The sequence below is a fragment of the Microvirga arsenatis genome, from assembly GCF_009910705.1.
Taxonomy (GTDB): domain Bacteria; phylum Pseudomonadota; class Alphaproteobacteria; order Rhizobiales; family Beijerinckiaceae; genus Microvirga; species Microvirga arsenatis.
Genome location: NZ_JAAAXJ010000012.1, coordinates 89,149 through 100,188, shown reverse-complemented (window position 1 = coordinate 100,188; position 11,040 = coordinate 89,149). Strand labels below are relative to the sequence as shown.

8 protein-coding genes are annotated in these 11,040 nt (G+C 68.6%); all 8 read right to left on the bottom strand.

Annotated elements, in window-relative coordinates:
- Nucleotides 1-311 precede the first annotated feature (311 nt).
- Entirely contained in the window at nucleotides 312-3,263 is a 2,952-nt protein-coding gene (locus tag GR303_RS18665) for a bifunctional [glutamine synthetase] adenylyltransferase/[glutamine synthetase]-adenylyl-L-tyrosine phosphorylase (protein WP_343038445.1), read from the bottom strand.
- Between the two features lie 132 nt (nucleotides 3,264-3,395).
- Nucleotides 3,396-4,841 carry an ATP-binding protein gene (locus tag GR303_RS18660; protein WP_246205593.1) on the bottom strand — a complete coding sequence of 482 codons (1,446 nt, stop codon included), beginning with the start codon at nucleotides 4,839-4,841 and terminating at the stop codon, nucleotides 3,396-3,398.
- A gap of 10 nt (nucleotides 4,842-4,851) precedes the next feature.
- Nucleotides 4,852-5,550: a winged helix-turn-helix domain-containing protein gene (locus GR303_RS18655; RefSeq protein WP_161723193.1), complete on the bottom strand. Its 699-nt coding sequence runs from the start codon at nucleotides 5,548-5,550 to the stop codon at nucleotides 4,852-4,854.
- Nucleotides 5,551-5,689: 139 nt separating this feature from the next.
- Complete coding sequence (locus GR303_RS18650) at nucleotides 5,690-6,895, bottom strand: trypsin-like peptidase domain-containing protein (protein ID WP_161723192.1); 1,206 nt, start codon at nucleotides 6,893-6,895, stop codon at nucleotides 5,690-5,692.
- Nucleotides 6,896-7,001: 106 nt separating this feature from the next.
- The gene (locus GR303_RS18645) at nucleotides 7,002-7,466 is read right to left on the bottom strand and encodes a cytochrome c-type biogenesis protein (RefSeq protein WP_161723191.1); all 465 of its coding nucleotides are present in this window, start codon (nucleotides 7,464-7,466) and stop codon (nucleotides 7,002-7,004) included.
- Nucleotides 7,467-7,469: 3 nt separating this feature from the next.
- Nucleotides 7,470-9,449, bottom strand: a complete 1,980-nt coding sequence (locus tag GR303_RS18640; protein ID WP_161723190.1) for a heme lyase CcmF/NrfE family subunit — start codon at nucleotides 9,447-9,449, stop codon at nucleotides 7,470-7,472.
- Between the two features lie 29 nt (nucleotides 9,450-9,478).
- Nucleotides 9,479-9,937, bottom strand: a complete 459-nt coding sequence (ccmE, locus tag GR303_RS18635) for a cytochrome c maturation protein CcmE (protein WP_161723189.1) — start codon at nucleotides 9,935-9,937, stop codon at nucleotides 9,479-9,481.
- Nucleotides 9,934-11,034: a c-type cytochrome biogenesis protein CcmI gene (gene ccmI, locus GR303_RS18630; protein ID WP_161723188.1), complete on the bottom strand. Its 1,101-nt coding sequence runs from the start codon at nucleotides 11,032-11,034 to the stop codon at nucleotides 9,934-9,936. Before ccmI ends, ccmE begins: the two co-directional genes overlap by 4 nt.
- Between the last annotated feature and the right edge of the window lie 6 nt (nucleotides 11,035-11,040).

Below are 11,040 nucleotides of genomic sequence, written 5' to 3'. Positions count from 1 at the left end.
GACGGCTGGAAGACGCTGACACAAGCGTCAGCCCCGAAGGAGACGATTGACCTCGCCGCCTGACCCAATACGATGTTCATGCCGGAGATCGCGCCACCCGAATTTCAACACAGCTCGCGACGGCACCGCCGTCATAGCTCACCCCCACCCCGCGCCGAGCAATAGGCGCCTCAACCCTATTCGTTTTATGGTGGGTGTACTCTCTCGGATTATTCGCGGACTGATAACTACTCGTTCAGAGAGCATAGAAGGGGGCGACACCACTTGAGGTTATTATTTACCTAGCGAGACAAACACTAAAAGTTGCCGGATCACACCGCTGTTTTGCTAACAATTTTTCTTATGGCGCTTCGCACCTCCGCCAGATGCTCCAGCAAGACCTTCGCGCTCGGCAGTCCCGCCACCGTCGCAAGACGCTTGAGGATCACGGGCGGCACCTTCTCCGCATCGAACGTGCCTTCGATGGTCAGGCGCTGCCACTGGAAGATGTCGTTGAAGAGCCGGTGCGCTTCGGTGAGTGTCCTTGCGTCATCGGACGAGAGCAGACCGACGGATTGAGCCTCGGCGATGGTGGCTTCGGTCGAGAGACCCGCGAGCGACGGGTGCTTGTGCGCATGGGCGAGCACCAGCGCTTGCGCGATGAAGTCGAGATCGGTGAGGCCGCCGCGGGCGAGCTTCATGTCCCACGGGTCGTCGTCGCCCTTCTCCTGCGCGATCAGCTCGCGCATGGCGCGCACTTCCTTGAACACGTGCTTCGGATCGCGCTCCCTGGTGAGTATGTCCTTCACGGCTTGCGCAACGTCAGAACCGAAAGCATCGTCGCCGGCGAGCACCCGGGCGCGGGTGAGCGCCATGTGCTCCCAGAGATCGGCTTCGGTCTTCTGGTAATTCACGAAGCCCTTGAACTGCGAGGCCACGGGACCCTTGCCGCCCTGCGGGCGCAGGCGCAGGTCCACCTCGTAGAGCAGGCCGCGGCGCGTCGGCACCGTGAGCGCGGAGACGAGGCGCTGCGTGAGCCGCGTGTAGTACACCACGGCGTCGAGGCGTCGCGGGCCGGTGCTCTCGCGGGTGTTCTCGTCGAAGTCGTAGATCACCACGAGGTCGAGATCGGAGCCCGCCGTCAGCTCGCGGCTGCCCAGGCGGCCGAGGCCGAGGATCGCGATGCGCGAGCCCGGCACGCTGCCGTGTTCGGCCTCGAAGGCGCGGCGCACCTCCTCGAACGAGGCGCGGATGACCGCGCGCGCGATGGCCGCGTAGGCCTCTCCCGCCTGCTTCGGCGCGATGACGCCGGAGAGAAGCCGCGCGCCGGTGATGAAGCGCATCTGCCGCGCCGCATCGCGCACCCGGTCCAGAAAGTCCTCATAGTCGCGCGGCGGACCGATGAGCAGCCGGACCTGCTCTTCGATGGTTTCGTCGTCGGTAGTGGGCGTGCCGAAGGCTGGATCGATGAGCGCGTCGAGCACGTGGGGCGACTGCGCCACCGTGTCGGCGAGGCGCGGCGCTGTGCCGAGCAGATCGGCGAAGAGAAGCCGCAGGCGATCGTGCGATTGCAGGATGGTGAGGAGCTCGACCGCCGCCGGCATGCGCCCGAAGGCGCGGTCGAGGGCCGCCAGTGCGCCGTCGGGATCGGCGGTGCCGCCCAGCGCCGAGAGCAGCGCCGGGGTGAGCTCGGTCAGCACCTCGCGGGCCCGCGCGCTCTGGATCGCGGGACGACGGCCGAAATGCCAGCCGCGCACGGTCTCCGCCACGCGTTCGGGATCCTGGAAGCCGAGGCGCCGGAGGGTGGCGAGCGTGTCCGGATCGTTGTCGGAGCCGGTGAAGACGAGGCTGCCCACATCGGAGGCGAGCTCCGGCCCCTCCTCGAAGAGCAGCGCGTAATGACCCTGCACGATCCTGGCCTGATCCGTGAGCGCCTTGGAAAAGGCCTTCAGGGTCGGATAGCCGCAGAACTTCGCGAAGCGCTTGAGCTGCTCCTCGTCGGAGGGCAGGCGCTGAGTCTGCTCGTCGGCCACCATCTGCAGCCGGTGCTCGATGGTGCGCAGGAAGCGGTAGGCGTCGGAGAGCTCGTCGCGGGCCTGCGCCGTGATCCAGCCCTCGTCGTGAAGGCTTTTGAGCATGTCGAGGGTGCGCCGCCCGCGCAAGCCCGGACGCCGTCCGCCGAAGACGAGCTGCTGCGTCTGCACGAAGAACTCGATCTCGCGGATGCCTCCGCGCCCGAGCTTGATGTCGTGGCCGGCCACCGCGATCTGGTCGTGCCCGCGCACCGCGTGGATCTGCCGCTTCATGGCGTGCACGTCGGCGATGGAGGCGAAATCGAAATACTTGCGCCAGATGAAGGGGCGCAGTTCGGCAAGAAAATTCTCGCCGAGTGCGATGTCGCCGGCCACGGGTCGTGCCTTGATGAGCGCCGCGCGCTCCCAGTTCTGCCCGACCGTCTCGTAATAGACATAGGCCGAGGCCAGCGACACCGCAGTGGGCGTCGAGCCCGGATCGGGGCGCAGACGGTAATCGACGCGATGCACATAGCCGTCGGCCGTGCGCTCCTGCAGGAGCTTGGCGAGCTGCTGCGCGATGCGGGTATAGACGGTGGCGGCCTCGGACGGGTCGCGCAGCACCGTGGTGTCCGGGTCGAAGAAGATGACGAGGTCGATGTCGCTCGAATAGTTGAGTTCCCCTGCTCCGTGCTTGCCCAGCGCCAGCACGGTGAAGCCGGAGCCCTCGCCCGGCGCGTCGGGATCGGCGAGCCTGATGCGGCCGAGATCGGCCGTCTCGGTGAGCACGAGGTTGACACCGCCGGCCACGGAGGCATCGGCGAAGTCGGAGAGCGCCTGCGTAACCTCTTCGGTGCTCCAGATCCCGCCGATATCGGCCATGGCCACGAGGAGCGCATGGGCGTTGCGGTTCTGCCGGAAGGCGCTCACGGCGTCCTCGCGCGTGATCGCGCCCGAGCGCAGCTCGCGGAACAGGTTGAGCTGGCTGGCGACGATGGCGCGATGCGTCTCCTCCGGCGCTGCGAAGGCGAGCCTTGCCAGGCGGGCCGGGTTGTTGACGATCAGCTGCCAGAGAAAGGGGGAATGGTCCGCGAGCCCGAGCAGAAGATCGCGGAAGGCGCCGTCGTCGAGATGCTCCAGCAGGGCCGCTGTCTCGGGCTCGTCGCGCAGCCGCTCGGCAAGGTCCTTCAGCTGCGCCTTCGCCCGGCGCGGGTCGGCCACGAGCGGCGCCTTCGCGAGGCGGCTGATGAGGGCGTTCTTCACATCCGTCACGGCGGGTCTCTTCGGGTTCCTGCGACGGCCCGAGTGTTCACGCCGGGAGGCCGGAGGCAATCGAAAAGTACCATAAGCCCCTCATCCTTCAGGCCTAGAGCCAGCTCTCCCCCTTGCTGCGCCAGCAAGGCGTCAGGCCGCCGACTGAAGCGTCGGCTGGGGAACGTCCACCGCCTTCAGGGGCAGGGCCAGCACCACCCGCAGGCCCGGCTCGTTGTCCTCGAGCCGCAGCGTGCCCCCATGCAGCCTCGCCACGGCGGCGGCGAGGCTGAGGCCCAGGCCGAAGCCCGGGCGGGAGCGCGCCGTCTCCAGGCGCACGAACCGCTCGAGCACCCGGCCGCGCTCCGTCTCCGGGATGCCGGGACCGCGATCGGCCACCACGACCTGCACCTCGCCGTCGAGCCGCCGCGCCGAAACGGCGATGGTCCTGGCGGAGGCCTCGGGCGAGGCGCCGTATTTCAGGGCATTGTCGAGCAGGTTCGCCATGGCCTGGCCCAGGAGCTCGCGGCTGCCGTGGACCGGCAGGCTGTCCTCGACGGAGACCTCCAGGCCCACGCCGGCTTCCTCGGCCAACGCCTCGTAGAGCTCCGCCACGTCGCGCACGGCTTCGGCCGCGTCGAAATCCGCCAGGTTCTCGCGGGCGTTGCCGGCCTCGAGCCGCGCGATCATGAGCAGCGCGTTGAAGATGCGGATGAGGTTGTCGCTCTCCTCGATGGTGCCTTCCAGCGCCGCCTTCAGCTCGTCGGAGGTTCTGGCCGTGCGCAGGGCCTCGTCGGCCTTGTTGCGCAGGCGCGTCAGGGGCGTCTTGAGGTCGTGGGCGATGTTGTCCGAGACCTCCTGCATGCCCCGCATCAGCTCGCCGATGCGGTCGAGCATGGCGTTGAGGTTCTGCGCCAGCCGGTCGAGTTCGTCGCCGGTGCCGGCCACCTTCAGCCGCCCCCCGAGATCGCCCGCCATGATGTGGCGGGTGATGTCCGTCATGTCGTCGACGCGCTTGAGCACCCGCCTGGTGATGAACCAGCCCCCGAGGCAGCCCAGAACGCCGATGAAGAGCAGCGAGTATCCGAAGGCGCGGCGGATGATCTCCTGCAGGCGCCGCCGCTCCTCGATGTCCCGCCCGACCAGCAGGCGAAAGCCGCCCGGCAGGAGATAGACGCGCACGATGGCCGCATCGGGCCGCGTCCCGGTCTCGTCGGTGCGGTTGTAGAGCGTCTCGAACTGGCCGGTCCGGCCGAGCACCTCGGGGGGCAATGCGCCCACATTGCCGGCAATGCGCTCGCCCGTCTCCGTCGTGACGAGATAGAGCAAGGCGCCCGGCGCCCGCGAGCGCCGCTCGACGCTGTTCACGAGACGGCGCAGGCCGCCGAACCTGTACTGGGTGGACAGGCTGTCGATCTCGCTCTCGATGGTGGCGATGAACTGCTCGGTGAGCAGCCTCTGGGCGTTCCAGGCCACGTAGCCGAGGCCGACGAAGGCGAACACGGTGAAGATGAACAGATAAGCGAAGGTGAGCTTGAAGGCGGTCGTGCGGACGAGCTTGCCGAGGGCGGTCATGGGGCCGCTCATGGGGGCGTTCATGGCGGCACGCTCATTCCTCGTCCCCCTCGGTACCGACGCGCACCATGTAGCCCGCGCCGCGGATCGTGTGGATGAGCGGCTTGTCGAAGCCCTTGTCGATCTTGGCCCGCAGGCGCGAGACGTGGACGTCGATCACGTTGGTCTGGGGATCGAAATGATAGTCCCACACGTGCTCCAGCAGCATGGTGCGGGTGACCACCTGGTTGGCGTTCTTCATCAGGTATTCGAGCAGCCGGAACTCGCGGGGCTGCAGCACGATCTCCTGCCCGGCGCGGGTGACGCGGTGCGACAGGCGGTCGAGCTCGAGATCGGCGATGCGGTAGACGGTCGGCTCGGCGCTGGGCGCAGAGGTCCGGCGCCGGGCCAGAACCTCGACCCGGGCGAGAAGCTCGGAGAAGGCATAGGGCTTGGGGAGATAATCGTCGCCGCCGGCGCGCAGGCCCTTCACGCGGTCGTCCACCTGGCCGAGCGCCGAAAGAATGAGAACGGGGGTCTCGACCTTCTGCTCGCGCAGGGAGCGGATCAGGGAAAGCCCGTCGAGCTTGGGCAGCATGCGGTCGACCACGAGCACGTCGTAGTCGCCGGCCTCCGCCATGGCGTAGCCGTCGAGGCCGTCCGCGGCGTGGTCCGCCACGTGGCCGGCCTCGCGAAACGCCTTCACGAGGTAGGAGGCGGCCTCCCTGTCATCCTCGATAATCAGAATCCGCATCAGCCTGCACGCCACGAAGAAGAAAGCCCGTCGGCGGACCGGCCCTGGAGGGGAAAGGCCGGCCCGCCGCGGGCAGAAGACACCAGGTCTCGGGGGCAATCAACTCGGAAAACCTGGCGCCCGTGCCGTTATCGGGCGATCAAACGCCCTTCGGCTGGCTCGCGACCTCGAGGGTCACGGTCCGCTCCTTGCCGTCGCGCCACAGGGTGAGCGAGACGGTCTTGCCCGGGGCGACATTGGCCACCCTGCGGGAGAGGTCCTTGGCCTCCTTCACCGGCTGGCCGTCGACGGCGATGATCGTGTCGCCCGTCCTGACGCCGGCCTTGGCGGCGGGGCCGTCCTTGACCGTTTCGGCCACCAGGGCGCCCCTGGGCTCCTTCAGGCCGATAGCCTCGGCGATCTCCCGGGTCACCGGCTGCATCTGCACGCCGATGAAGCCGCGGGTCACGGAGCCCTTGTCCTTCAGGGAGGCGATGACGGTCTCGACCGTGCTCGCGGGGATCGCGAAGGCGATGCCCACATTGCCGCCCGACGGCGAGAAGATCGCGGTGTTCACGCCCACGACCTCGCCGGAGAGGTTGAAGGTCGGGCCGCCGGAATTGCCCTTGTTCACCGAGGCGTCGATCTGGATGAAGTCGTCGTAGGGACCGGCGCCGATGTCGCGGTGCTGGGCCGAGACGATGCCGGCCGTCACCGTGCCGCCGAGGCCGAACGGGTTGCCGATGGCCACCACCCAGTCGCCGATCCGGGCCTTCTGGGAGGCCAGGCGCACATAGGGGAAGTCGTTGCCTTCCACCTTCAGGAGGGCGAGGTCGGTCTTCGGATCGGTGCCGACCACCTTGGCGTCGAGGGTCTTGCCGTCGTCCATGGTGATCTCGACCTCCGAGGCCTTGTCCACCACATGGTTGTTGGTCACGATGTAGCCGTCGCCCGAGACGAAGAAGCCGGAGCCCATGGACTGGCCGAACGGGCGGGGCCGCTCGCGGCGCGGGCCGCGCTCGCCGCGCTCACCGTCGCGGAACTGGCGGAAGAATCGCTCCATCGGGTGGCCGGGCGGCAGATCGGGGACCGAGAACTGCGGGCCGTTCCCGTCATCGTCCCGGTCGGCCACGTTCTGCACCTTGACCTTCACGGCCACGACGGCAGGCTTCACCCGCTCGATCACGTCGGCGAAGGACGGCGCGTTCTGCACCGGCTGCGACAGGGAGCGCAGCTCCGCATGGGCGGGATTGGGGGCGACGAGACCGCTCTCGACGGCGCCGCCCGCGATCAACGCGGCCACGGCCGCCGCGCCGAGCCATTTTGCGGTGCGCTTGCGGGCGGGCGTAGAAACCTTGTCCAACATCTCTAGTCTCTCCTCGAAGAACCTTTCCCGGTTCGTCATGGGAGCAAGATGGGGCCTGGCGCGTTACGGCGCCCTCACCCGCAGATGAAATGTTGGTAAGGTTTCGTCAGGACGCCGACTTGTCCTGGCTGAGCAGGGCTTCCAGCGCCTTGCGCTCTTCCTCGTCGAGGGCCGCGGCAGCAGCTTGCGGGCGGCGCCTGAGGGCTGCGTAGGCGCCGAGGCCGCCGAGCACCAGGACCAGGGCAGGTGTGAGCCACAGCAACAGGGTGTGGGCGCCGAAGGTGGGTTTCAGCAGCACGAACTCGCCGTAGCGCTGGACGAGGAAGCTCTCCACCTCGTCATCGGTGTCCCCGGCCACGAGGCGCTCGCGCACCAGGACGCGCAGGTCCTTGGCGAGCTGGGCGTCGGAGTCGTCGATGGACTGGTTCTGGCAGACGAGGCAGCGCAGTCCCGCGGAGATCTCGCGGGCGCGCTTCTCGAGGGCCGGATCCTTGAGCACCTCGTCGGGCTGGACGGCAAGGGCCGCGCCGCCGAACAAGAGGGCTGCGATGAGGGCGAGGACGATGCGCATGGCCTACTCCGCGGGAACCGCCGCCGGCACGGCCTTGGCGCGCACGGGCGCGCCGATACGCAGGCGCCGGTCGGTGAGCGAGATGCCGCCGCCGATCGCCATCACCAGGGAGCCGATCCAGATCAGCAGCACGAGCGGCTTGTGGTAGAGCCTGATGCCCACGGACCCGTCGGGCTGCACCTCGCCGAGGCTGGCATAGACCTGGCCCAGGCCGGTGGTGAGAATTCCGGCTTCCGTCGTCGGCATGCCGCGGGTGACGTAGAGCCGCTTCATGGTCTCGAGCGTGCCGACCTCGCGGCCCGAGCCGAAGACCGTCAGCACGGCGACGTCCTCGCGGTAATTGGCCTCGACGCGGGGGATCACCCGCTCGAGCCGCACCTCGTAGTCGCCGGCCTTCAGGCGCTCGCCGATCTTCAGGGTGCCGAGGCCCTCGACGCCCCAGGCGGTGGCGGCGATGCCGATCACGGTGAGGCCCACGCCCGCATGGGCGATGGCCGTGCCCCAGGCCGAGCGCGGGAGCCCTCGCGCCTTGCGCCAGGCGACGGCGAGCGGAGTGCCCTTCGACCAGGAGCGCGTCACGATCTCATTGAGGGAGCCGAGCACCAGATAGACCCCCAGGCCGATGCCGAGGGGCGCGGCCACCGGGCCGCCATAGGTGAAGGCGAACAGGAGAATGGTGGCCAGCAGCGAGACGCCGAACACCGCGTAAAGGCGCTGGGCCGTGCCGAGGAAGTTGCCGCGCTTCCAGGCGAGCGTCTGCCCGAGGGGCAGCAGCAGCAGGAGCGGCACGATAAGCGGCAGGAAGGTGAAGTTGAAGAAGGGGGCGCCGACGGAGATCTTCTCGCCCGTCAGCACTTCCAGAGCCAGCGGATAGAGCGTGCCGATGAACACGGTCGCGCAGGCGGTGGCGAGGAAGAGGTTGTTCAGGACGAGCGCGCCCTCGCGGGAGACCGGCGCGAACAGGCCGCCCTGCCTGAGCAGGGGCGCGCGCCAGGCGAAGAGCGTGAGCGAGCCGCCGATGAACAGGATCAGGATAACGAGGATGAACGTGCCGCGCGCCGGGTCCACCGCGAAGGAATGCACGGAAGTGAGCACGCCGGAGCGCACGAGGAAGGTGCCGAGCAGCGAGAGCGAGAAGGTCAGGATGGCGAGCAGGATCGTCCAGACCTTCAGGGCGTCGCGCTTCTCCATCACCACGGTGGAGTGCATGAGCGCCGTGCCGGCGAGCCACGGCATGAGCGAGGCGTTCTCCACCGGGTCCCAGAACCACCAGCCGCCCCAGCCGAGCTCGTAATAGGCCCAGTAGGAGCCCATGGCGATGCCGAGCGTGAGAAACGCCCAGGCGCCGAGCGTCCAGGGGCGGACGATCCGCGCCCACACCGCATCGATGCGCCCGTCGATGAGCGCGGCGCAGGCGAAGGCGAACGAGATCGAGAAGCCCACATAGCCGATGTAGAGCAGCGGCGGATGGATCGCGAGGCCGGGATCCTGCAGCAGAGGATTGAGGTCCTGCCCCTCCGGCGCCGGCGGGATCATCCGCGTGAAGGGGTTGGAGGTGGTGAGGATGAAGAGCAGGAAGGCCACGGTGACGGCCGCCTGCACGGCCAGCGTGTTCGCCTGCAGGCGCATGGGAACGCTGTTGCGCGAGAGCGCCACGACCCCGCCGAAGAGGGCGAGGATCAGCACCCAGAGCAGCATGGAGCCCTCGTGGTTCCCCCAGACGCCGGAGATCTTGTAGATCAGGGGCTTGGCCGAATGGGAGTTCTGGACGACGTTCACCACCGAGAAGTCCGAGGCCAGATAGGCGCAGGTCAGGGCGAGGAACGAGAAGCCGACGCAGGCGAGCACCGCGAGCGCGCTCGCAGGCGCCACCGCCATCAGCACCGGATCGTTGGCGCGCGCGCCCCAGAGCGGCACGACGAACTGGATCAGGGACAATGCCAGCGCGAGCGCGAGTGCGAAATGTCCGGCCTCGACCAACACGAGGGCTCTCCCTTGCTGCGTTTGTTCCGTTACTGCGTCTTGGGCGCGGCGCTGGCCTCGCCCTGCCAGTGGCCCTGCTTCTTCAGCGTGTCGGCCACCTCACGCGGCATGTAGTTCTCGTCGTGCTTGGCGAGAACGGAATCGGCGCGGAAAACGCTCGGGCTCTCGAGCACGCCCTCGGCAACGACCCCCTGCCCTTCGCGGAAGAGATCCGGGAGCAGGCCCTTGTAGCTCACCTTGATGGCGGCCTGGGCATCCATGACCTCGAAGGTGATCTGCTGGTCGGCGCCGCGCTGCACGGAGCCCTCCTTCACCAGGCCGCCGAGGCGGATGCGCGTGCCGGGCGCCACGTTCTTCGCCTGGATGTCGGCCGGCGAGTTGAAGAAGACGATCGTGTCGTTCATGGCATAGAGCACAAGCCCGAGCGCGATCGCCAGCACGCATCCTGCGGCTCCGATGAGGGTCAAGCGGCGTTGTTTTCTCGTCATGGCTGAGCGTCGGTCAGTTTGAGTTCCTGCGCCATCGCATCGATGGCCTTCAAGCCCTGAGCATCCTGCGCCAGGGACTGCCGGGCGCGCTTGGCGGCGTCCACGGCCTTGTCGCGCTGGCCGAGAACCACATAGGAGCGCATCAGGCGCGCCCATTCTTCCGCCGTGCCGCCCTGGGCCTCCAGGCGGCTGGCGAGGCCCGCCACCATGCCCTGGATCGCCTCGGGGCCGACCGGCGCTGCGGCGGAGGGGGCAGGTTCGGGCTGCGGCGCGCCGAGCGCGGCAAGCTCCTGCCGCACGGCTTCGGCCCAGGGGGCGCCGGGCGGCGCGAGCCCGAGCAGCTCCAGATAGGCAGCCTTGGCCTTGTCCGTCTGCCCGTCCTGCACGGCGGCGCGGGCGAGATAGAAGCGGGGCTTGGGCGCGGACGGGTCGAGCTTCACCGCCTGCTCGAACACGGCCTGGGCCTCGGCCGAGATGAGCCCGTCCCTGGCGAGAACCAGCGCCTCTCCGTAATTGGCAAGGCGCCCGGCATCGGGAGACTGGTAGCGCACCGCCGCCTCGTAGGCCCTCACCGCATCCTCGATCCGCCCCATGCGCACATAGACCGGGGCGATGACCTCCCAGCCGCGCCCGTCCTGCGGATTCCTGGCCAGGTGCTCCTCGATCTGCGCGACGGCCTGCATGAGGTTGCCGCCCTCGGAGGCCTGCTGCATCCGCGCGCCCGGAGGCTGGGTCAGCAGCTGCGGCGAGCCGTAGATCTCGTAGGTGGCGAGCGCCAGGATCGGCACCACGGACAGGGCCAGAGCCGAGGCCGCCCGGCGGCGCCGCAGGGCCGGCTCGCCGACGGCGACGGAGCCTTCGTCCGGAAGGCCCCTCGCCCGCAGCAGCCGGCGCGCGGCCTCGGCCCTGGCGGCTTCGGCCTCGCTCGGCAGCAGCACGCCGCGGCCCAGGTCCCGTTCGATCTCGGCCACCTGCTCGCGGTAGAACTGCGTGTCCGGATCGCCCTGGTGCGCGACCGCATGCCGGCGCGACAGCGGCCACAGGACCGCCATCACGGCTGCCGCCGTCATCATCAGGAGGATTATCCAGATCACCATAAAGTC

Coding starts and splice junctions, on each gene's coding strand:
- GR303_RS18660 (WP_246205593.1), bottom strand. CDS start 4,841: ATGAACGCCCCCATGAGCGGCCCCATGACCGCCCTCGGCAAGCTCGTC.
- GR303_RS18655 (WP_161723193.1), bottom strand. CDS start 5,550: ATGCGGATTCTGATTATCGAGGATGACAGGGAGGCCGCCTCCTACCTC.
- GR303_RS18650 (WP_161723192.1), bottom strand. CDS start 6,895: ATGTTGGACAAGGTTTCTACGCCCGCCCGCAAGCGCACCGCAAAATGG.
- GR303_RS18645 (WP_161723191.1), bottom strand. CDS start 7,466: ATGCGCATCGTCCTCGCCCTCATCGCAGCCCTCTTGTTCGGCGGCGCG.
- ccmE (WP_161723189.1), bottom strand. CDS start 9,937: ATGACGAGAAAACAACGCCGCTTGACCCTCATCGGAGCCGCAGGATGC.
- ccmI (WP_161723188.1), bottom strand. CDS start 11,034: ATGGTGATCTGGATAATCCTCCTGATGATGACGGCGGCAGCCGTGATG.